This is a genomic window from Microcystis sp. M083S1 (assembly GCF_020246405.1).
Taxonomy (GTDB): Bacteria; Cyanobacteriota; Cyanobacteriia; order Cyanobacteriales; family Microcystaceae; genus Microcystis; species Microcystis aeruginosa_C.
Map to the genome: position 1 here is coordinate 24,815 of NZ_JADBTB010000054.1, position 21,986 is coordinate 46,800.

Below are 21,986 nucleotides of genomic sequence, written 5' to 3' on the forward strand. Positions count from 1 at the left end.
TAAAAATTTAACGCAGGACGAGCAGACATCTTCTGGGGATTTAATTTTCTATCTCCAATAACCAAGTGGTCAGATCTGTCAAGCTGGTAAAATCGAGCAGCGCTTCTCCTAAAGTTTCTAATTGTTCTAGAGATAGTTCTCGGATTTGTTGGCCTAAAGTCGACGATATTTCACCTAAACGACGGTTAAGTAGCCGTAGAATCAAAGAAACCGCTTCTTCTCGTCTTCCTTCCTCTCTTCCTTGTGCTTTTCCACTTTCCCGGATATCCTGATAAATAACTGATTCGCGCATAATTTCTTCCCTTAATAAGCTTCCGATGATTTCCTTACTTAATACTAACCCCGCCAGAATTGCTGTAGCGGCGGCCAAATTGCTTTTTTCAGTTCTACCCTCGATATTATCAATTTTTGCGGCTACTTGTCGTAGAATTTCCTATTGTATTATCCATTTTCTGAATTTATCCATATCATTATTGACTACTGCTTCAAATGCCACGTTAGCATCAATTATCGTCCTTGTAAAATAAGTATTTATCGGCTGTATTTCAGGATCACTCTCGGTTTTAAATAAATATTTTCTGATTTCTAAAATAAGTCTTAAGCTGTATTCCTTATTTCTTTTTGAATAATATTCTAAAAGCTTACTTTTTGTGTTACTACTATGAACTAGCATATTTCTAATGCGATAGATATTATACACATCATTTTTGACATCGATTATTGCTTGTTTTATTTTATTCAAGCAAGTTGTGTGATCAATAAAATGACCACGAATCTCACTTATATATTTATCTACTTGACTATTTTTCTGCTCAAAATCATCAAAAATTAATTGAAAGTTTTCAACAAAATTACTTGCGTTTATCCGAATAGAACCGTTATCTTTTTTACTAATAAAAAATATATTTAAAATTTCATCAGATACTGAGAATCTATCCCATAGAAAGCCTTTTCTCGCTAAATTATCCGCAAAAATAGTTAGTAGATCAAAAAGATGGGATTTAATGGTAACAATAGCGAGCAATAATTGTAGGACTGAAATATTGTTCGCATTGTACCATTCTTCAAAAACAGGTTTATCAAATTCCCTCGGAAGCCTCACAGTAATTTTTTCCGATTTATTGATAAAATGCTCAAGGGAATACCAAGAATATAGAAGCGCGTCGGAACTTTGTACTGACTCAACAGATTTACGATATAGTTCAATGGCAGTTAACCATGTTTCAACGCTTTTATTAAGTGAGTTTTTAGAAGAAAGCCAATGACCAATTCTGTCAGTATAAATATTATTAGGAATATCAAATTCTTCATTCGATATATAAGAATGCTCAAAAAAAGCACCCTCACCTAGATCGTTACAGATAATGTAATTATTTGATATTATTTGTATTTCGTTGTTATTTGTCTTTTTCATGAGAGTATCCTTTTTTAGGAAGACAGACACAGCCCTCTCTACTGTTCTTATCGCTTGATCCTTCATTGAATAAAAATCATTTCCTTCGATGTCAACAGCAACATAATAAATACTCTCGGACATCACTTCAAATTCCTGTATTCTTTTTTCAAACTGAACACGATCAGAACTTTCATCTATGTATGTGTCGTCTCGAAAAATACTTTTTGTTATTTTTCCATGAATTCGCGGAATATAAAAATAAACGTTACCTATATTTAATGATTGAGAATTGGCTAGAGCAAAATTAGAAAGTTTAAAAATAACCTTATACTTTTTAGGTGGTTCGACATAAATTTTTTTCATCAGAAAAATCCTATCTTTAAGCCCCAAAGAGTCATAATATTGCTTGAGGGCAATTTTATAGTCTTCGTTTTCAGAATAAACTTCCTCGTTATATTTGGGTGATCCATATATGAGTCCACCGTATAAATATAATCCATCTGTACTTGTACTTATACGGTTCCAATGATCTTGAAACAAAGATAATTGTTTACGTAATAAATCTTCTAGAGTTTTAACATAGTATCCTCGCTCAATAAACATTATTATAATAGTGTTAACGATAAATTTTAATTCCTCTAGATTCATTTCTTCTTTGAGGATTTCTGTAATAAGTAAATTAAGTAAACCTTCAAGACTTTCTACTGAAATTATCTCTCTTTGTATTATTTCAACAAAATATAATATGTCTTTTAATTCAAATTTTTTAGAATCTGATGCTGAATTTAAAGCTTCTAAAATAAATTTCAACTGAGTAGATATTGGTTTTGCCCATAAACTCTTAGCCGATGGCTTCTCAGCAGATTTTTTTGGGTCTTCTAAATATTGTTTAATCTGTGTAGTAAAATAATTTTTGGCAAATTGATTTTTTGAAAATTTTTCTCGATTTTCTAAAATTTCTTCTTCTAAATCTGTTATAATTAAAATCAAGTGTTTGTTGTAATCATTGTCTTTTAATTCTTTAATTGCCTCACAGCTGTCTTCCCATATAGATTTTACGCTAATGAGGTTTTGACGAATAAACTCTGGAATATCTTCGATTTTAGAATCGCAAGCATCGCAATTGTGATCCATTTCTATTCTCTCAGTAAACTATAAATATAGTATAGCAGTTATCCTGCTGGTTTTACCCTCGTCAATCCCGCTATCGAATATCTTACTAACGAATACGGGACTTTCTATCGAGTTGAGGGGGAATTAATCGGCAGTAATCAAGTTCACCTATCCGTGCTAGTGGCGCATCGCGTGCGCCCAAAATATAATATGGATATTTCGACCAAATTGAGATGCAGCCGTCGAGGAAAGTGTAGATAACAATAAAACTGAGCCTCAAGGAGACTCAGTTTCTAGTTTTTTAAGGACGGGAAATTAACGAATGTACTCTTTGAGGATACTATTACGGTTAGGGTGACGCAGTTTCCGCAGAGCCTTGGCTTCTATTTGACGAATGCGCTCGCGAGTGACGTTGAAAATCTGGCCGATTTCTTCGAGTGTTTTCATCCGGCCATCATCTAAACCGTAGCGTAGCCGCAGCACATCGCGTTCGCGAGGACTAAGGGTATCGAGGACGTTTTCTAAATCCTCGCGTAATAAATTTTTAGAAACTTCATCTTCTGGGGTTTCCCCATCCGCTTCGATAAAGTCTCCTAAACGGGAATCTTCTTCTTTACCGATAGGAGTCTCTAGAGAAATCGGTAATTGGGCAGATTTGGCAATAAAACGCAGTTTTTCGATGGTCATCTCCATCTTGGTGGCGATTTCTTCCTCGGTGGGTTTGCGACGCATTTCCTGAGAAAGAATCTTGGTGGTTTTTTTGATCCGGGAGATGGTTTCGTAGAGGTGGACGGGAAGACGAATGGTGCGGGATTGATCAGCGATCGCCCGGGTGATGGCTTGACGAATCCACCAAGTGGCATAGGTGGAGAATTTATAACCCTTTTCGTGGTCGAATTTTTCGGCGGCGCGGATCAAACCGAGGGAACCTTCTTGAATTAAATCTTGGAAGGAAAGACCGCGATTCATGTATTTCTTGGCGATCGAAACCACTAAACGCAGGTTCGATTGTACCATTTTTTCCTTAGCGCGACGACCATGGTACAAACGACGCTTAAAGGCCGATAAGTATTCCTTTGATTTGGCCAGCCATTCTTCCAGCAGGGGAGCCGTTAGCTCCGTCTTACCTAAATAAGCCTTAATATCCGATAGTTTCGGCTCTTTTTCCGATTTTTCAACGATAATTTTTTCGATGCGCTCGAACAGGAAAACCTGTTTTCCCCATTCAGCATCGCTATAGAGGCAAAAATCTTCGCGAATGCGTTCTAATTTCAGGAGATCGGCGATTTTTCTCGCTAATTCGATCTCCTCCTCCGCTCTCAATAACCGAATCCTGCCGATCTCTTGCAGATAAATCCGAATCGAATCTTCTGTATAGGGTTTTTTTCTAGCGGCGTCGCGACGACGAGCGCTGGCAAGGCGGCGGGTTTTTTTGCCATCGTTGCTATCGCTGGTTTCTTCTAGCTCTAACTCGATATCCTCATCATCGAAGTCTTCGTCTAGGTCAATCAAATCTAAATCCAATTGCGGCTCGGTAAGGGTTAGTACATCGTGGGCCTGCATCATGCCGTTTTCCTCTTGCTCCTTCTGTGCAAAACTAGAAGATCGAATCTCAATCTAGGTGATACTGAACAAATTTGTGTCTCAAATCCGAGAGGGGCAAAGACTTTTCCGATTGTAGCTTTAATTACAACAAATGGGAGAAGATTTTTGCTTAAATTTCCTTGTGTCGATGCGATTTTAGCGACACGGAATGCTGTTTTAGCTCGGTCAACTCATAATCTGGCTCCTGCAAAAATTGGGTAAATGGCTGGAGGACTGGAATCCGATCGCCGGTTTGTCTGCGGTGTTGACCAGATAGCTAAGTATCAAAGGAATTATGGGATGGGTTAACTGTTCCCACTGGCAAGAGGAACATAATCCCTATTGGCCCTTGGCTAATTCCTTTAGTCTTTAGCTATTGTATTTAATTTGATCGGATTCTTACGGATAAATTTCATCCCTCATTGCTTTTACGCGAATCTGTTTTTGGTACATTAGCACCATGATTAATCAGAGCGCAAGCTCATAATATTAACTTAGCAACATTTTAGAAATTTGCGAGACAAATTTAAGATTTTCTCCAACAGCACCATGGGAATTATGAATTATGAATGATGAAGTGGGGTGGTCACTGCGTGCGCGTTGCGGGGGGAAGTGGGGAAGTGGGGTGATGGGGTAGTGGGGGAATTTCAAGTAACACCCTAACACCCTAACACCCTAACACCCTATCTAGACTTGTAGCATTTCGGGGGTTTTTTCCTTCTGCTGCAGTGCGACATGGAGACGGTTTAAGGCACTGACGTAGGCGCGAGCGGAGGCGACAATAATATCGGTATCGGCCGCGCGAGCAGAGTAGGTGCGTCCTTCGTAACGGAGACGGATAGTCACTTCTCCTAAAGCATCGATTCCCTCGGTCACTTCCCGCACCGAGAAAGAGATTAATTCGTTAGGAATCTGCACCACTCGATCGATCGCTTTGCAGAGAGCATCTACCGGTCCTGTACCAATGGCCGCATCGGATAACTCGCTACCGTCGGGAGTGCGAATCGTTACCGTGGCCGTGGGTCTGGCACTATTTCCACAGGACACTTGTACTAACTCAAGGCGGAAGTGATCGGGAACCGTATCGATTTCATCGTTAACAATCGCTTCTAGATCGCGATCGGTGATTTCCTTTTTGCGATCGGCCATTTCTTTAAACTGGATGAAAGCGTTATTAAGTTCCGTTTCCGAAAGCTCAAAACCCAATTCCTGTAAACGAGAGCGAAAAGCGTTGCGGCCGGAGAGTTTACCGAGGACGATCTGATTATTAGTTAAACCGATCGATTCTGCATCCATAATCTCATAGGTGAGTTTATGTTTTAACACCCCGTCCTGATGGATTCCCGACTCGTGTGCGAAAGCGTTAGCACCGACGATCGCCTTATTCGGTTGCACGATCATGCCGGTAAGATTAGAAACTAGGCGAGAAGTGCGATAGATTTCCTTGGTGTTGATCTTGGTTAAAGGTTCCGTGGACTCTGCTGGACGACCGAGGAAAGGATTAAAATAGGAGCGCCGGACATGAAGGGCCATCACCAATTCTTCTAGGGAAGCATTACCGGCACGCTCACCGATACCATTAATAGTACATTCCAACTGTCGAGCGCCATTTTTAACTGCTTCGAGGAAATTAGCCACCGCTAACCCTAGATCGTCGTGACCATGGACGGAGATAATCGCTTGGTCGATATTGGGGACATTTTCCTTAATTCCCCGGATTAAAGCCCCAAATTCGCTAGGGGTGGTATAACCGACGGTATCGGGAATATTAACGGTGGTGGCTCCTGCGGCGATCGCTCTTTCGAGGACTTGGTAGAGGAATTCCGGATCGCTGCGGCCGGCATCTTCGGGGGAAAATTCCACATCATTAAGAAAGGATTTGGCATAGGCCACCATTTCCGGCACAATCTCAAGAACTTCCTGACGAGTCTTCTTAAGTTTGTATTGGAGGTGTATATCAGATGTGGCTAGGAAGGTGTGAATTCTGGGCTTGGCGGCGGGTCTGAGCGCATCGGCGGCAGATTTGATATCTTTTTGGGTAGTGCGGGCTAATCCGCAAATAATCGGGCTATCAGCTTCGCCGCCGACGCTGGCGGCAATTTTCTGCACCGCATCAAAGTCTCCCGGACTAGCGTGGGGAAAACCTGCTTCAATGACATCAACTCCCAGTCGTGCCAGTGCGCGTGCTATGGTTAGCTTCTCATCCACATTTAAAGCGGCACCCGGGGACTGTTCCCCATCTCGAAGGGTGGTATCGAAGATAATCACACGGTCTGGACTGGTATTCATAGTTTTTTTGTACCGTTAACGAACTTGGGAGTTGTTCCTCTGATTATAGCAGCCGAGGCCGAGGGGGTTATAAGGAAAATTGCCCTGAGAATTTCTCGACCTGCTCGCGCTTTTCCGGCTTGCCCTTTTTTTGGCTACCATAGAGGATATGGATAAATTGGCGAGGGAGTTAAAAATGTTTGGCAAACCAGGGAAGGAACCGAACCCACCGGAGGTAAAAGACCTACAGGAGGTGATGTTTTCGATTAAGCAAAATCTCGAACCAGATCAGGATAAAACCGATATTAATCTTGTTGAGACTCCTACTCCAGAGGTGGTTACTGTAGTTGAAAATATTAGTAAAATTCTCTCTCCCTATTTTATCGTTTTGGTGGGTTTATTTCTCTATGATCGGAATAGTTTTATCGGTTTTTTGTTAGTCTTTACGGGAGTTTTAGCGATTTTTGGGGTTTCTCTAAAGGATATTAATAAACTCGTTGAAGAAGGGAAAAAGTTTTTCCAATCTAAGTAGTTTTATCCTCTGGATATGGTGATAACTGATAACTGATAACTGATAACTGATATAAGATTATGTCTTTAGTTGCATCGTTACTCGATCGAGTATCTCCTCAGAGTTTACAACAATTGCGAGCCAGTGATCGATCTTGGCAAGCTTTGCGTTTAGAAAATCCAGTTATTCCCACGGTAATTAATCAAAGTCAAGAATCTTTAGGAGAGACGGATTTTGATCTAGTTATTGCCGGGGGAACTTTGGGAATTTTCATCGGGGCTGCTTTGCAAACCAGGGGCTGGCGTGTGGCATTATTAGAAAGAGGTATTCTGCGCGGTCGTGAGCAGGAGTGGAATATTTCCCGTTTAGAATTAAGCAGTTTTTTAGAGTTAGATTTATTGACCGAAGCTGAATTAAATCAAGCGATAGCGACGGAATATAATCCTGCTAGGGTGGGATTTTATCAAGGTTATGAGCTTTGGGTCAGAGATATTTTAAATATTGGTGTTAATCCGGTTTATTTGCTAGAGACTTTAAAAACTAAGTTTTTGCAAGCGGGAGGGAAGTTATTAGAAAATTCGGGGTTTAGTGGGGGGATTATTCATCCCGATGGAGTAATGGTTAAAACGGGAGAAATGACTTTAAAAACCCGTTTATTAATCGATGCCATGGGTCATTTTTCAGCAATTGCAAAACAGGCAAGAAAAGGAGAAAAACCCGATGGAGTTTGTTTAGTGGTGGGTAGTTGCGGTCAGGGTTTTCCCAGTAATGAAACTGGTGATTTGATTTATTCTTTTACCCCAATCTTGCACCAATGTCAATACTTTTGGGAAGCATTTCCCGCTAGGGATGGTCGGACAACTTATTTATTTACCTATCTTGATACCCATCCCGATCGCTTTAGTTTAGAATTTTTGATGGAGGAGTATTTAAGATTACTGCCGGAGTATCAAAAGGTGGATTTAGAAGCGGTAAACTTTCAGCGTTTTCTAGCGGGTTTTTTCCCGGCCTATCGTCAAAGTCCTTTAAAAATGCCTTGGTCAAGAATTCTAGCAGTGGGAGATAGTAGCGGTAGTCAATCTCCGGTCAGTTTTGGTGGTTTTGGGGCAATGGTCAGACATTTAAAAAGGCTAACTTTCGCCATCGAGGAAGCTTTACAAATCGATGCTTTAAACCGAGAAGATTTAGCCCTTTTACAACCCTATCAACCCAATATATCGGTAACGTGGCTATTTCAAAAAACTATGAGTGTTGCCATGTCTGCTAACCCTAATCCCAATCAAATTAATGACTTAATGAGTGGAGTTTTTCGGGTAATGGATAAGTTGGGAGATGAGGTCTTAAAACCGTTTTTACAGGATGTGGTGCAGTTTTCTTCCCTCTCAAAAACTTTGCCTTTGGTTAATCCTCAATTAGTTTTACCGATGATTCCACAAGTGGGTATCAGTCCTTTTATCGATTGGACGGGACATTATTTTAATTTAGCTTTGTATAGTGGTTTATATCCCTTGGCAGCCACCTTAAAACCTGTTTTAGAAAAGTTACCCGACAAGCAAAAATATCTTTATCATCGTTATTTGGATAGTTGGAAATATGGCTCTGGGGGAGATTTTATCAGTAATCAGTGATCAGTAAACAGTGATCAGTGAACTGATTACTGATAGGGTGCATCTCTTATTGGTGACATTCTCTCACATATTGGTGAGCAGCAGAAGTTATTCCAAGAGGGCGAATGCAATTCGCCCCTACAATAATATTATCGCGTCAATGGTAGGGGCGCACTGCGTGCGCCCAAATGTAATATAGATATTTCTACAAAATTGAGATGCACCCCATCTGATAACTGATAACTGATTTAATCTTTATCTTGAAAAAATTGTTGATCGAGATAATTAACTTTAGCATAGGGTTCTAAAGCGGAGAGAATTTGTCGGCCATAACTGCGGGCATTGACACGATTATCGAGGACAGCCACACAACCTTGACACTCCCGGAGAGACTGGACAGATTGCTGAATTTCCCTTACTGCTGTGGGTAAAAGATAGGCACGAAACCAGTCGAGATGTTGTCGTTTATAGTAGGCAATTTTGCCAGCAACGAGAGGATTTTCGGGGGAGGGTAAGGGTAAAGTAGCGATAATTAATAAACTGGGAGTCGGAAATTTTTCTTGATGGGTTTGCCAGAATTGCCAACCACAAACGAGAATAGTATTACTATTAATCTCAGTTTTTTCCACTTGCACTCGCGAACCGTAATCGGCTGCCATTTGGGTGGCAATTTGTGCCTTGAGGGGAACATCTTCAATCAGGATTACTATCGGTTGTTCACTGGTATGATTAGCACTAACTAATTCCCGCACTTGCTTTAATAACATCGGTTGAAATTCGGGGGTATTGGGGGCGCTGATGCGATCGGGTAGATATAAATGAATATATTCACTTTCGCGATCGGCTGCAAACTTTAAAGTTAAAATTTCTCCGATACCCTGATTTTGACGGTATAAATTAGCGGATTTTTCGCTATCTAAAAAACTGCCGATTAAAACAAAGGGTTGCTGCTGCCAAATCGGTTTGAAAAAACTAGCCACCTCCAAAGGACTGATTTTTAGGGTAAATTCTTCTCGATCTCGATCTACTGATGTCCAGAGGAGATAATTATGCTCGGGGATTTTTGCCGCTAAAAGTTGCCAAGCAGAATTAGTGACTAAGTCTTGATCCAAGCGTTGCAGGAGAGCAATTATATATTCTTTTTCCTTGGCATCAATAAGATAGCAATTATAGGGATTAATTGGATGACCAAGAATACTTTGGCTAAGTTGTGCTTTAATTAAGTCTATAACCTCTTTATGCTGGGGATATGCTGACCCTAAAGCGAACCATTGTTCGGGAGTAATGGTGACGGTGAGATAATCTACTAGACAAGTTTCTAAATCTTCGGCCCGATCGATTATTGTGGGGATATTCTGGGGAAAATGACCGAGATTGCCCAATTTATCCTCTAACCATTGTTGGGGTGTGGTGAGGAGTAAACCGGTAAAATTAGCGGGAAAGCGATCGCTTTTGAGGATATCTCGCTGAGTTTGTAACCATGCTTGCAGATGGGGGATTTCCACTTCTAACAGTAGGTTTAGTTCTGACTCTGGGGCAACAATCAGAACAGGTGTATCACCCAAAAGAGCCGGGGTGAGATAACTGAGACAATAACGGGATAGAGTAGTTCCAGTTTGTATGAGAGAGGAACGTTTTAAGCGTAAAGCTCTAGCCACCAGTCGCCCCATAGTGAGATGATGAGACCAGTAAAAGCGTCCTTGTTCGCGTAAAAAAGCGCGTAGGGAAGAATGAACCGCTGCTTCTAATAAAACCATCTCATCTCAGTTATTGGTTATCAGTGATCGGTTATCAGTGGGAAGGGAGAGGTTTACAAGTGATCTTTCATCAGTCAAACCTACTCCCACGAGTTGACCGTGGATATTTTAAGTTTATGCTGTTGCATCTGCTTTTTACTTGCGACTTGGTGTGAGATGATCTAGAAATGTCTATTTTATGAGAAGGATAAAGAAAAGTAATGGCAGAAATTCAGTTTTCCAGGGGGTTAAAAGAACCGGTTGTTCCCGATATCCGCTTAAGTCGCACTAAAACGGGAGAGAAGGGATCGGCAAAATTTTATTTTGATCAACCGACTATCCTCGGAGATCAACAAACCGAGGAAATCACGGGGATGTATCTCATCGATGAGGAAGGAGAAATCGTCACCAGGGAAGTAAAAGGCAAATTTATCAACGGTAAACCCATGGCGATCGAAGCTACGGTTATTTTTAATTCTCCCGCAGAGTGGGATCGTTTTATGCGTTTTATGGAACGTTACGGTAGCGAAAACGGTCTAGAATTTACTAAATCTTCCTGATTTTACCCTTAGCTTCTGGCAATTTGTCAAAAAACCCGCATTCAGGATCGATGCGGGTAGAAGTGAAAAATCAGAGGAAAAACCTATTTAACTCCCAACAATTCCACATCGAAAAGTAAAGTCGCGTTGGGAGGAATTACCCCACCGGCACCCCGCGCACCATAACCCAATTCTGGGGGGATAATTAAGGTACGCTGTCCACCGACTTTCATCGATGCGACTCCTTCATCCCATCCTTTGATCACTTGACCCACTCCAATGGTAAAGGTAAAAGGTTGATTGCGATCCTTGGAACTATCGAATTTTTTGCCGTCTGTGAGGGTTCCCGTGTAGTGAACAGTCACTTTTTGACCTTTTTGGGGACTTTCTCCAGTTCCTTCCACGATATCGATGTATTTTAGTCCCGAATCGGTGGTAACTGCTTGATCTAAATCCATGGAGATGATTTCCTTATTAATAGTTTGAGTGATAGCGGGTGGATCTATTTCTGCGGCGATCGCATTGGTTTTTTCCCCTCCACCAAAGAGGGAAGCAACGATTAAAAATAAGCCACAAACCGCAATAATAGCAAAACTGAGCAAGATTTCGCGCATTGATTTCATAGTTCCCTAACGCCAGAGTTTATTCTCTAAGTCTCTCACCTGCCGTTCTAATCTATCAATCCTTCCCCGCAGTTCGTCCATTTCCGATTGTCGGGGAACCCCTAAATCCCGCAAGATCTGGCGAATATAGCGTTCTAAGTTATTCTCGAAGTTTCCCTGTTCGGACTTCATCTGTGTCATCAGATCATCGACAAAGTTTTTAGCCTGATCGGAATTGATTTTACCGTCTTTTACTAATTCATCGCTCACTTCTTTGATCTTTTCTGCCACCATGGAAGTAGTGCCAATACCCATCAGCAGCAATTGTTTAATCCAGTCGCTATTATCCATTGTTTTCACACTTTTCAAGGAGACGGGGATAAAAATATCCCTATTCCATTATGGACTTTTGCGGCGGTAACGGCAGAGCGATCGAGCAGATAACCCCCTAAGGTTATTCCAGTGGAACTACCCCCATCTAGGTTTAAACCGTCTGTTGCCGCCATTAACAGCAAAATTCGAGCTAATTCGCCTAAAGTTGCCCCCCTTCCCCCGACGCGATTATGGATAGCAACTAGCAGAATTTTTCCTTCTCGGCTAACTGCGATCGCACTGCGGGAAGCTTGTTGATTTTGGAATGCAGGACTAAATTTTTCGGCATTTCCATCCAAAACTATGCGCCCATTCTGCAATAATAGGGGGCCAGCACCTAAAATCTGAGGATAATTGGCAAAATCCCTCGGTAGGGTGACGCTATCGAGGTTGACTGTCTCACCAATATTTAAATTAATATCTGTCTTTCGGCAGATGACTAAATAGCCATTTTCTGGTATGTCTATACTGTTCTGTGGGGAAAGATTATTTAATTTCTCCGTCACGCGATCGCCTTGGACGACTAACCCAGTTTCCCGCTCGGTGAGGGGATGATAATTACTTCCCCAATCGCGAGTATAACGACTGCAGCCGGCTGCCACAAAGGCACTATTTAACTGGGTTAGGGGAAAACGTTGTCCGGTGGCAGTAATGAGAGTTTCCTCTAAACTCAGGCGATCGATCCTGATTTTACCACGATTATCCCATGCGATCGCTCCTCGGTTTAAAATTGGTCCAGATAACCATTTGCCATCCACACGAATTGCTCCCAAAGGTAACTGATTATTACGATTAAAAAAGCCGCCATTAATCATCGCTACTGCGTTACTTTCGCTATTAATCGTGATCAGGGGATTAGTGCCGCGCATTGAGGTGGAATTAGCGGTAATTGGTTTAATAGTTATCTGAGGATTTCTAGGATCGATTTCTAACCAAGTCACGGGAAACCAATCTTTGTCTAACTGGATATATTTTTGATTCCAGATTAACCCTGGTTGCCAAACAATGCGCTTTTCATCCATAGCATCGGGACGAGAATCAATGATAATTCGGGGAGGATTATCCACACTGCTGATCTGTAATCCGTAGGCAGTGGGAAGGTTAATTTTTAAACGACTGATCACCCCATTATTTTCTAAGGAAGTGATCTGAGTGGCTAAGTTATTATTAGAGTTACCTAGATCATCTTCATCGTTATTTTGATTACTGTTGCTGATATTTTGGGGTTGAAACCTAGAGACGAGCGATTGCTGGGCATTTCCTTCTAGGGTAATCACTGCTTGATTTTTTGCCTGACTAACTTGCCAAAAGGTCGGGCGATCAAGTTGAATAATAATCCTTTGTACTGCTCCATAATTTTCTAGCTGAATATCTTGAATCTGGGGAGCAGGAAAGTTAATAGTTAAACTATCACCATTAATAGTGGTTGTTGCCCCCATTTTTAGTAAAATATCCGTAACATCCAGCCAGCGATCGGAATCGATTAAATTAGCCGATAAAGTTTGTAAATTAAACCAGCTTATCGGTTGCTTTTTTGGATCATTTGTGCTAAGAAAATCCATGCCGAATAATTGTCTTGCTCCCGTGTCACTCATGGCGATTCTGGTACTATTTGCTGTTGTCCACTGTCGCCAAGAAACGGGCAAAGAACGACCATTAAGAATAATTTTTTTTCCCTGTTGCTGGGTTGATAAATCCCTAGCAGCTAAAGTTATTGGTGATCTGTGATCGGCTAAAGATATAGCTGGACTGCCGATAATTATCAAGGAAGTTACCGTTAAACAGATAGATGATAAATTCAGATAATTTAACTTCATAAATATCTCCCTAAATCACCTGAGTTAAGATGATAAAGAGCAATGATTTTTTCCGTGACTTCTGTAATAGTGAGATGATCGGTATTAACTTCGATCGCATCTGTGGCTTTTCGCAGGGGTGCTAGGGAGCGATTACTATCCAAATAATCCCTTTTTTCAATCTCTTGGGTTAATTCTGCGAGACTAATACCCCCATTTCCCTGCGCTTCTAAGTCTTTTAATCTCCTTCTGGCTCTTTCTTCGGGTGTCGCTGTCAAGAAAATCTTTAATTCCGCTTCTGGGAAAACATTAGTACCAATATCCCGACCTTCCACAACTATTCCCCCCGATATTCCCATCTGTCTTTGCAGGGTGACTAACTGCTGTCTCACCGCTTTTTGAGCGGCAATTCTGGACACTTGCGAGGTAATTGCGGGAGAGCGAATCTCTAAAGTCACATCCTGCCCGTTAATCTTCACTATAGTCACATTTTCGGGATTATCGGCCGGGATTATTTCTATCTTCGCTAAAGATAATAACTCGGCGATGGCCGCTTCTGCGGACAAATCCAGACCGGAATTCACCACTAACCATGTCACCGCGCGATACATCGCACCGGTATCGAGATAGGTTAACCCCAATTTTTCGGCTACTAAGCGCGTTACCGTCGATTTTCCTGCTCCAGCAGGTCCATCAATAGCGATAACTGCCCGACGTTGACGCAAGATAATATTATCAATTAAACGGGTTTGACCGATCGATCCTGCGATCGCTAATAAGCCCCCTGTCTCGATCTGCTCGATCGGTTGTAAACTCTGGGGATGGACTAAATCCAGATACTGAGGGCGAAATTCTGGCACTCTGTCGAGATTTTTTTGCACAATAGCCAGTAGTTTTTCCCTTTGTCTTTCCCCTAAACGAAAACTTTCGAGGGCTAATTGCAAACTTTGGGCGATAATTGTCGCTTTTTCCCTTTCTGTGGCCGATAGATACTGATTGCGAGAACTAACTGCTAATCCCGATGTTTCTCGCACTGTAGCACAAGCGCGAATCTCGATCGCTAAATTTAAATCCCTGACTAATTGTCGGATAATCGCTAACTGTTGGGCATCCTTTTCGCCAAAATAGGCGATCGTCGGTGCAATTATATTAAACAACCGCGTGACAATTGTGGCTACTCCCTGAAAATGCCCCGGACGAAAAGCACTACATAACCCGCTAGTCAGAGAAATCGGGGGAACAACTGCGGTTATCTCCTCAGAATTACCAATTCCTAAAGTTTCCGCACTGGGAGCAAAAATAGCAGCAACTCCCAAAGATTCACACAATTGGCGATCGCTGTCAAGGCTGCGGGGATAGCGAGAAAAATCCTCTGTGGGGCCAAATTGTAGAGGATTAACAAAAATACTGACCACAGTTACCTCCGCTTCCGTCACTGCGCGTCGAATTAGACTAGCATGACCTTTATGGAGAGCGCCCATGGTTGGCACGAGGGCAATACTATGATCATGGCGATAATCAGCCAAAAAAGTGCGTAAACCGGGGATTGTTGTGAATATTTGCACAGGGTTCACTCCTTTAATAGCCTATTCCACTACTATTCGCCAGGGGATGCTGCCCGATGATCAATTCGGCTGCTTCCGGGGAATCGGCTTTAAATAATAACATCCCATCGCCTCTTTCTGTCCAATAACTCGTTTTTGTCTCCTGTCGGCTCTCTTGGGTTTGGTGGGTAAAATGTATTTTATAAGATATATTCCCGCCAGCGAGCGACTGGAACGAACCACAAAGACACAAAGGACACAAAGATTGATCGGTTCTATATAAGTTAAACTGATCACACAAAGAATAAGAGAGGCTCCTGTGCTGTCTCGGTTGACCGCTGCATATATGCTTGTTTAACAAACCGGGGCATAATTTTTTTCAGGACGATGACCGGTAAGCAGCCCGACAATTAAGTAGGTAGGTGTTAAAAAAGATCAGTTCCCCCCTTATCAAGGCAGATCCCCCCGCCTATCGGCACCCCCCTTATCAAGGGAGATCCCCCCGCCTATCGGCACCCCCCTTATCAAGGGAGATCCCCCCGCCTATCGGCACCCCCCTTATCAAGGGAGATCCCCCCGCCTATCGGCACCCCCCTTATCAAGGGGGGCAGGGGGGATCGAACCTAAAATCTATCTTTAATTTAATTAAAACGAGCTAATTATATAGATTAATGGCAAAAAAGACTTGACAAAATCCCTCGATTTGACCTATACTTTCTAGTATAATGGGAATCCGTGCCGAAATATATATAAGCCTTTTTGCTTCCGCTATAAGTTTGTCCGAGAAGCAATCGAGAAAACCATAAACGGGTCATTGGAGGAGCCTTATGCCAGAATCTAAATATGAGATTATTTCAGTTAAAGTTAAAGAAAATGTCACCATGTTAGTGGAAGCGAGAAGTTTCGGTGGTGAACGGGAAGTATCCGATCAAATATTTGACTTTCAAGGTGTGGCTGATACAATTGAGGCAGTTACTGAATCGATCGCTGCTACGATAAGTAAAGTGCAGCCCAAAAAGGCGACTGTAGAATTTGGGGTAGAAGTCAGGGTAAAATCTGGTAAACTAACCGCTTTAATTGTGGAAGGTGAAGGAAAGGGAAATTTAAAAATTACTCTGGAATGGGGAGGATAAATTGATTAAATGCTTACCCCGGAATCTCTGCCCCCGTACACTGTCAGGTTAAAGTTAATCTATGGGTCAGGAACAGGCTTTTTTGTGGGACAAGGGTTAATTTTGACCTGTCTTCATGTGGTAAAAGATGCGCGGGATAATCGCGAGACTATCGAGATAATTTGGCAAGGTCAAATTTCTGGGGCTAAAATTATCCACTTACCGAATCTAGACGGGATCGATCTGGCTCTTTTACAATTAAACTCGTCTTTAGATCACAAATATGTCGATTTTGATCACGATTTACAATTAACAGATAAATTATACACTTTCGGCTATACCAACAAGTATCCGAACGGTGATCCTAGTGACTTTGAGTATATAGGTTTAACGGGGGATGAAAACCCCCTAATCAAGTTTAAATTAGGGCAAGTACAACCCGGTTTTAGTGGTTCACCGCTTGTAAATTTACGCACGGGGAAAGTGTGCGGAGTGGTGAATATAACCAGAGATGAGTACAGTGATTTAGGAGGAAGAGCGATTCCAGTTCAGACTATTTTTAAATATTTTCCGCAATTACAACCCCAAAAAAATGCCCATAATCCTTTTAAACCCACTTCCGGAGGTATTAAAGAAATTCAGCAGATTTTTGGCCGAAAACAAGAAATTAAAGATATTTTTGAGGTTTTAAATTCCGGCAGTAGTGCTGCTATTATCGGGGAAAGGGGAACGGGAAAAACCACCCTGCTTTGGGGAATTTACCATCAAGCAAGGGAGTATTTGCTTAGTCATCGACAACCCTTGTATCTCAACTTAGAAGGATTAGCAGGAGATAAGGATTTTTATTATGAATTATGTCATCAGATTGGTATAGCTGCGAATTACGATAAACCGCTCAAAGGAACTAGATTAACTAGGGAATTAGAAAAACACAAAATCCTGTTATTATTGGATGTGGTAGATAATATGACTCAAAAATATTTCAGCTATCAGCTTAGAAGTCAATTAAGAGAGTTAGCCAATCGTCCCGATCCACCTTTAAGATTAGTAGTAGCGGCTAATCGTTCCCTTGATGTTTTATTTCCTGATAACAAAGGAGGTGATTCACCTTTCGAGGGAATTTGTCAACAATTTCCGATTAAATTATGGGATGAAGCTAAAATTAAAGAGTTTATTAGTCATCGTCTAAGTCAAACTGGAGTGACTTTTACTGAGGAGGAAATAAGTTCTCTTGTTAGGCAAAGTCAAGGAAAGCCGCGAGAGGTGATGCAAAGTTGTTTTAAACTTTATCAAACCAAAGTCAATAACTCAGCATCCCGAACTTAGGTTATAACTAAACAATAAGTTGATTTAATTTTGGGTTTGATCCCCCCTGCCCCCCTTGATAAGGGGGGTTTGATCCTACCTTGATAAGGGGGGTTTGATCCTACCTTGATAAGGGGGGTTTGATCCTACCTTGATAAGGGGGGTTTGATCCTACCTTGATAAGGGGGGTTTGATCCCCCCTACCCCCCTTGATAAGGGGGGTTTGATCCTACCTTGATAAGGGGGTTTGATCCTACCTTGATAAGGGGGTTTTGATCCCCCCTGCCCCCCTTGATAAGGGGGGTGCTGAATAGTAGGGTTGATTCATGAATCAACCCTACCTTGAGTAACACCTAACTACTTAATAAACCATCACCGGGTAAATAGCTAGAGATAGAAATTATGAAGGAAAGCACCGTCCCCAGAATTAATCTCGCTCCTAAACTCAAACGCGATTTATCTTTATGGAATCCTTTTGATTATCTTTTGCTGTTGTACTGGGTGTTTTATTTTCCCCAAGCAGTGCGCTGGTATGTGGAAACGAGAGGCGGCGGCGATAAATTAAAAGAACAGAAAACATGGCGCGATAAAATACAATTTCTCCGCGACCATCGCGTACAATTGCGTCTAGGGATTCAGGGTCTTCTCTTAACTGTAATTACCCCTCTGATTATCTTTAGCATAGCGGCAAATTTAGGACTTTCTGTTAATTGGGTGGGCGTGTGGTTCGGCGTGGGGTTCGGCGTGGGGTTGGGCGTGGTGTTCGGCGTGGTGTACGGCGTGGTGTACGGCGTGGGGTTGGGCGTGGTGTCGGGCGTGGTGTGGGGCGTGGTGTTGGGCGTGGCGAACGGCGTGGCGAACGGCGTGTGGAACGTGGTGTCGGGCGTGGTGTGGGGCGTGGGGTACGGCGTGGGGTACGGCGTGGCGAACGGCGTGTGGAACGTGGTGTTGGGCGTGGTGTACGGCGTGGGGTCCGGCGTGGGGTTCGGCGTGGTGTCCGGCGTGGTGTCGGGCGTGGTGTCGGGCGTGGTGTCGGACGTGGTGTTCGGCGTGGAGTTCGGCGTGGTGTCCGGCGTGGTGTCCGGCGTGGTGTCCGGCGTGGTCGGCGTGGTGTTCGGCGTGAAGTCGGGCGTGGTGTGGAGCGTGGTGTTGGGCGTGGTGTGGAGCGTGGGGTTTATATTCGTCTTTCCCCGTCCTGATAATTGGCTAATCGGGCTTTTGGCTGGCCCTCAAGGGCGACTTTTTCCCCGTATTACCTTTCTACCGCTGCCGGGGTTAACCTCGACTCTACAACAATGGTTACAGCAAGACTGGGAAACAGCTATTAATAACCTCAATCAATACCTTCGGTACAGCCACCAGTTTATTCCTGTCCTTGTCGCCATTAACCGCGTTTTATCGCAATTCCCAGAGGCAGAAATTATCTATCGGGTGTCCCGTCTGGCAGAAAATCCCTCCGATTGGCAATTGTTAAAATATGCGTCCGCGAAACTGTTTTTTCTTACTGACAGCAAAATCCGTCTAGATACCCCTGCTCGTGCCGCCGCCGCCGGTTTTTGGTATCTTCACCAACAGGACACCGAAAAAGCCGAAAAAGCCTTTGCTGTGGTACGTTCCCTCGCCTACGGGGAAGAAATGTATAGCCTCGCCCAAACTTTACACCGATTTAGTCTGGCAGCAACTCCCGATAGTATCGCTTCCCTGAAAGTTGCCCCCATTGCCGCAGAACCTTCATTACGTCCGCAAACTTGGCAAGCTATCAGCAGTTTAAATCGAGTTATCGCAGAAATGGCTTTAGTCCAGAGAAGTTACTCCCAACAGACCAGATCCCTCGCTCTTAATCGGATTATCGGGGAATTAATCGATATAGCCGACCAACAGGCGGCCAATTTACCCCCAGCAGAAAAAGAATTAATCCTTTCCATCGTCCTAAAATGGCTAGAAATTAGCATATCCATCGCGAAAACGGTGGGAACGGTGACTATTACCCAACCGATTCCTAATCCCTACATTATCGGTGATCCGGTGATCGGTAAACGCTTTGTTGGTCGTGGGGATATCCTGCGGGAACTTCAGTCAATGTGGTCGGGAGATAACCTATCCTCCGTAGTTCTCTATGGTCATCGTCGCATGGGTAAAACTTCGATTCTACGCAATCTGGAGGCATATCTCCCACCAAATGTCTCGGTTATCTACATTAATTTACAGCGCTTGGCCACAGTAACCAGCCTAGCCGAAGTTCTCCTGACTATGGCTGAGGAAATCGCCCAAACTTTGGCAATTGATGCCCCAGAAGAGGAAAAAATCTCCCAACATCCAGAAATGTATTTTAATCGTTATTTAGACCGTCTGATGCGCCAGATTCTGCCGGAAAAAGCTAAAACCGGTTTAATTATTGCCCTCGATGAGTTCGAGATAATTGAGGATTTAATCGAAGCGAATACCCTCCCCCAGAATTTCCTCGGCTATCTGCGTTCCCTTGTCCAGAGTAGTCCGCGTCTAGCTTTTGTTTTTGCCGGATTACATACCCTAGAGGAGATGACTGCCGATTATTTTCATCCTTTTTTTGGCAGTGTTTACCCGATTCCAGTTAGTTTCCTCTCTCCTGAATCTACTCGCGTTATCCTCGCTAATCCCGTTGGGGAAGACGAGGATTTTCCCCTAGACTATACCCCATCCGCTTTGGACAAAATTTATCAACTTACCCACGGTCAACCCTATCTAGTACAACTGATCGGCTTTCATCTGGTACGTTTTTATAATAAACAGGTCTTTGAGTTGCAACGTCCCCAAGATATTCGTTTTCAGGTGGAAGATGTGGAAAAAGCCATCGATGCTGAGTTTTTCCAAAGGGGGAATTATTATTTTACGGGTGTCTGGAAACAGGCTAAACAAGATGCGGCCGGACAACAGGAGATTTTAATAGTTCTTTCTCCCCATCTGCAAGGATTAACCCTGGCAGATTTACTGTCCAGCACCGGATTAACTGCCACAACTCTCGACCGGGCCCTAAAAACCCTTGAAAATCATCATGTCATCGAATGCCAAGACTCTCGTTATCGGATTGCTGTGGAATTATTCCGTCGTTGGGTATCGGAAACGAAACAAGAAACAATGACCTAAATTCTTTTGTTATATTTTTGGTTTTTGCTCTCACAGTAGGGTTGATTCACAGTAGGGTTGATTCACAGTAGGGTTGATTCACAGTAGGGTTGATTCACAGTAGGGTTGATTCACAGTAGGGTTGATTCACAGTAGGGTTGATTCATGAATCAACCCTACCCGACCCCCCCGATGTCGAGGGGAGTTGGGGGATTGGGGGAAAATGGGTCTTAGCTTACCCACACCCGGCCCCGACGAAAAACTTTAGTATAATCAAGAACACTGAGTATTTATTAGCTTTTCTGTCTAAGATTGATGTTAAAGGCTGTTCTGTTCGATTTTAATGGGGTGATCATCAATGATGAACCGATCCATCAAGAGTTAATCAATGAAATCTTGATCGGGGAAAATTTACTGCCCCTAGGGTCGGAATTTGCGGAGTTATGTCTGGGAAGAAGTGATCGCGTCTGTTTGCGTAATGTTCTCACCCGTCGCGGTCGTCAAGTGACCGAGGAGTATCTGACTAAGTTAATTAACAAAAAAACCAGTTTATACCGAGAAAGATTAGGAAAATTAGAGAAACTTCCTATTTATGAAGAGATATACTCTTTTTTAAAACGGGTTAAGGCCAGGGATCTACAAATCGGTTTGGTGACGGGAGCAATACGCTCGGAAGTAGAATCGATCTTGCAACAGACGGGCCTTGGGGATTACTTTAGTGTCATTGTCACCGGTGATGATATCAGCACCAGTAAACCCCAACCGGATGGTTATTTACTGGCCGTAGAAAGATTCAATCGTTGGAATTTTAATCTGCAATTGCAACCCTGGGAATGTCTGGTGATTGAAGATACTTTTGCTGGTTGCGAAGCGGCAAAAAGAGCGGGAATGCAGGTGGTGGGAATCGCTCATACCTACCCCTTCCATTTTATGCAGAGAGTGTCTAACTGGGCGATCGATAATTTCTCCCAACTAGACCTCGATCGCGTGGAAGAAACTTTTAGCCAAATCGGGGATAAAAAGGAGCGATCAGGATTTTTAGGCGATCTATGACCATCTAGAGGCGATTCACAAGCTGAAAATCCCTACTTGTAAAAATCGGCAATTCGTGTTATGCTAACGAAAGTGCTAAGAAAATGCGGGTGTAGTTTAGTGGTAAAACCCTAGCCTTCCAAGCTAATGATAGGGGTTCGATTCCCCTCACCCGCTTAAGCTGTTGTGCAGTCACACATTATCTGTCGTCTGATGGATAAAGGTTTTTGGCTATTGTAGTAAATATGTATGGGAGAAGTTTAGAGCTGTTCATGTCGCGGCAGCGGAGGAGTTACGGCCGATTTCAGAAATCTTAGAGGAGTTGGAAGTATTAAAAAAGTTTTGAGTCGGTTGGACTAGGATAGTG

The 21,986-nt window shown here is 42.8% G+C and carries 15 protein-coding genes, 1 tRNA gene and 1 pseudogene; 8 read left to right on the forward strand and 9 right to left on the reverse strand.

All coding sequences use genetic code 11. From position 1 onward, the window contains the following. Positions 1-40 precede the first annotated feature (40 nt). The 4 genes and pseudogenes from IM450_RS04840 to IM450_RS04855 form a co-directional block, all read right to left on the reverse strand. A pseudogene (locus IM450_RS04840) lies at positions 41-433 on the reverse strand (DUF4351 domain-containing protein); the annotation flags it as partial. Next, positions 434-2,530 (reverse strand): hypothetical protein, encoded by a 2,097-nt coding sequence (locus IM450_RS04845; RefSeq protein ID WP_287665110.1) that lies wholly within the window; start codon positions 2,528-2,530, stop codon positions 434-436. A 294-nt stretch (positions 2,531-2,824) separates the two neighbouring features. Continuing rightward, positions 2,825-4,075, reverse strand: a complete 1,251-nt coding sequence (rpoD, locus tag IM450_RS04850) for an RNA polymerase sigma factor RpoD (protein WP_287665112.1) — start codon at positions 4,073-4,075, stop codon at positions 2,825-2,827. A gap of 705 nt (positions 4,076-4,780) precedes the next feature. Beyond that, positions 4,781-6,382, reverse strand: coding sequence for a 2-isopropylmalate synthase (locus tag IM450_RS04855; RefSeq protein ID WP_287665115.1), 1,602 nt, complete (start codon positions 6,380-6,382; stop codon positions 4,781-4,783). 175 nt (positions 6,383-6,557) lie between these two features. On the opposite strand from IM450_RS04855, the gene IM450_RS04860 reads away from it, so the two are divergent. Together IM450_RS04860 and IM450_RS04865 are read left to right on the forward strand one after the other, a co-directional pair. Then, complete coding sequence (locus IM450_RS04860) at positions 6,558-6,893, forward strand: hypothetical protein (RefSeq protein ID WP_043998133.1); 336 nt, start codon at positions 6,558-6,560, stop codon at positions 6,891-6,893. 59 nt (positions 6,894-6,952) lie between these two features. Next, positions 6,953-8,500, forward strand: coding sequence for an FAD-dependent oxidoreductase (locus IM450_RS04865; protein WP_287665118.1), 1,548 nt, complete (start codon positions 6,953-6,955; stop codon positions 8,498-8,500). Positions 8,501-8,727: 227 nt separating this feature from the next. On the opposite strand, the gene IM450_RS04870 is transcribed toward IM450_RS04865, so the two are convergent. After that, on the reverse strand, positions 8,728-10,236 hold the full coding sequence (locus IM450_RS04870; RefSeq protein WP_287665120.1) for a helicase C-terminal domain-containing protein: 1,509 nt from the start codon (positions 10,234-10,236) through the stop codon (positions 8,728-8,730). 200 nt (positions 10,237-10,436) lie between these two features. On the opposite strand from IM450_RS04870, the gene psb28 reads away from it, so the two are divergent. Continuing rightward, the gene (gene psb28 / locus IM450_RS04875) at positions 10,437-10,775 is read left to right on the forward strand and encodes a photosystem II reaction center protein Psb28 (RefSeq protein WP_002746239.1); all 339 of its coding nucleotides are present in this window, start codon (positions 10,437-10,439) and stop codon (positions 10,773-10,775) included. An 83-nt stretch (positions 10,776-10,858) separates the two neighbouring features. On the opposite strand, the gene IM450_RS04880 is transcribed toward psb28, so the two are convergent. The 4 genes from IM450_RS04880 to IM450_RS04895 are packed head-to-tail and all read right to left on the reverse strand — an operon-like array spanning position 10,859 to position 15,089. After that, complete coding sequence (locus IM450_RS04880) at positions 10,859-11,377, reverse strand: FKBP-type peptidyl-prolyl cis-trans isomerase (protein WP_002803929.1); 519 nt, start codon at positions 11,375-11,377, stop codon at positions 10,859-10,861. Positions 11,378-11,383: 6 nt separating this feature from the next. After that, positions 11,384-11,707 carry a phasin family protein gene (locus tag IM450_RS04885; RefSeq protein ID WP_002737682.1) on the reverse strand — a complete coding sequence of 108 codons (324 nt, stop codon included), beginning with the start codon at positions 11,705-11,707 and terminating at the stop codon, positions 11,384-11,386. Positions 11,708-11,721: 14 nt separating this feature from the next. Next, the gene (locus tag IM450_RS04890; protein WP_287665125.1) at positions 11,722-13,545 is read right to left on the reverse strand and encodes a phosphodiester glycosidase family protein; all 1,824 of its coding nucleotides are present in this window, start codon (positions 13,543-13,545) and stop codon (positions 11,722-11,724) included. Continuing rightward, positions 13,542-15,089: a bifunctional pantoate--beta-alanine ligase/(d)CMP kinase gene (locus tag IM450_RS04895; RefSeq protein WP_287665128.1), complete on the reverse strand. Its 1,548-nt coding sequence runs from the start codon at positions 15,087-15,089 to the stop codon at positions 13,542-13,544. Before IM450_RS04895 ends, IM450_RS04890 begins: the two co-directional genes overlap by 4 nt. Before the next feature lie 806 nt (positions 15,090-15,895). On the opposite strand from IM450_RS04895, the gene IM450_RS04900 reads away from it, so the two are divergent. The 5 genes from IM450_RS04900 (at position 15,896) to IM450_RS04920 (ending at position 21,796) form a co-directional block, all read left to right on the forward strand. After that, positions 15,896-16,201, forward strand: a complete 306-nt coding sequence (locus IM450_RS04900; protein ID WP_287665130.1) for a CU044_2847 family protein — start codon at positions 15,896-15,898, stop codon at positions 16,199-16,201. 9 nt (positions 16,202-16,210) lie between these two features. Next, the gene (locus IM450_RS04905) at positions 16,211-17,506 is read left to right on the forward strand and encodes a S1 family peptidase (RefSeq protein ID WP_287665132.1); all 1,296 of its coding nucleotides are present in this window, start codon (positions 16,211-16,213) and stop codon (positions 17,504-17,506) included. Between the two features lie 381 nt (positions 17,507-17,887). Further along, entirely contained in the window at positions 17,888-20,608 is a 2,721-nt protein-coding gene (locus IM450_RS04910; RefSeq protein ID WP_287665135.1) for an AAA family ATPase, read from the forward strand. 294 nt (positions 20,609-20,902) lie between these two features. Continuing rightward, positions 20,903-21,640 carry an HAD family hydrolase gene (locus IM450_RS04915; protein WP_287665137.1) on the forward strand — a complete coding sequence of 246 codons (738 nt, stop codon included), beginning with the start codon at positions 20,903-20,905 and terminating at the stop codon, positions 21,638-21,640. A gap of 85 nt (positions 21,641-21,725) precedes the next feature. Next, positions 21,726-21,796 (forward strand) — tRNA-Gly (locus IM450_RS04920). The last annotated feature ends 190 nt before the right edge of the window (positions 21,797-21,986 follow it).

What these genes read in the sequence shown, in the direction of transcription:
- IM450_RS04865 (WP_287665118.1), top strand. Translation starts at nt 6,953, where the DNA reads ATGTCTTTAGTTGCATCGTTACTCGATCGAGTATCTCCTCAGAGTTTA.
- psb28 (WP_002746239.1), top strand. Translation starts at nt 10,437, where the DNA reads ATGGCAGAAATTCAGTTTTCCAGGGGGTTAAAAGAACCGGTTGTTCCC.
- IM450_RS04890 (WP_287665125.1), bottom strand. Translation starts at nt 13,545, where the DNA reads ATGAAGTTAAATTATCTGAATTTATCATCTATCTGTTTAACGGTAACT.
- IM450_RS04905 (WP_287665132.1), top strand. Translation starts at nt 16,211, where the DNA reads ATGCTTACCCCGGAATCTCTGCCCCCGTACACTGTCAGGTTAAAGTTA.
- IM450_RS04880 (WP_002803929.1), bottom strand. Translation starts at nt 11,377, where the DNA reads ATGAAATCAATGCGCGAAATCTTGCTCAGTTTTGCTATTATTGCGGTT.
- IM450_RS04845 (WP_287665110.1), bottom strand. Translation starts at nt 2,530, where the DNA reads ATGGATCACAATTGCGATGCTTGCGATTCTAAAATCGAAGATATTCCA.
- IM450_RS04915 (WP_287665137.1), top strand. Translation starts at nt 20,903, where the DNA reads ATGTTAAAGGCTGTTCTGTTCGATTTTAATGGGGTGATCATCAATGAT.
- IM450_RS04855 (WP_287665115.1), bottom strand. Translation starts at nt 6,382, where the DNA reads ATGAATACCAGTCCAGACCGTGTGATTATCTTCGATACCACCCTTCGA.
- IM450_RS04910 (WP_287665135.1), top strand. Translation starts at nt 17,888, where the DNA reads ATGAAGGAAAGCACCGTCCCCAGAATTAATCTCGCTCCTAAACTCAAA.
- rpoD (WP_287665112.1), bottom strand. Translation starts at nt 4,075, where the DNA reads ATGATGCAGGCCCACGATGTACTAACCCTTACCGAGCCGCAATTGGAT.
- IM450_RS04860 (WP_043998133.1), top strand. Translation starts at nt 6,558, where the DNA reads ATGTTTGGCAAACCAGGGAAGGAACCGAACCCACCGGAGGTAAAAGAC.
- IM450_RS04885 (WP_002737682.1), bottom strand. Translation starts at nt 11,707, where the DNA reads ATGGATAATAGCGACTGGATTAAACAATTGCTGCTGATGGGTATTGGC.
- IM450_RS04900 (WP_287665130.1), top strand. Translation starts at nt 15,896, where the DNA reads ATGCCAGAATCTAAATATGAGATTATTTCAGTTAAAGTTAAAGAAAAT.
- IM450_RS04870 (WP_287665120.1), bottom strand. Translation starts at nt 10,236, where the DNA reads ATGGTTTTATTAGAAGCAGCGGTTCATTCTTCCCTACGCGCTTTTTTA.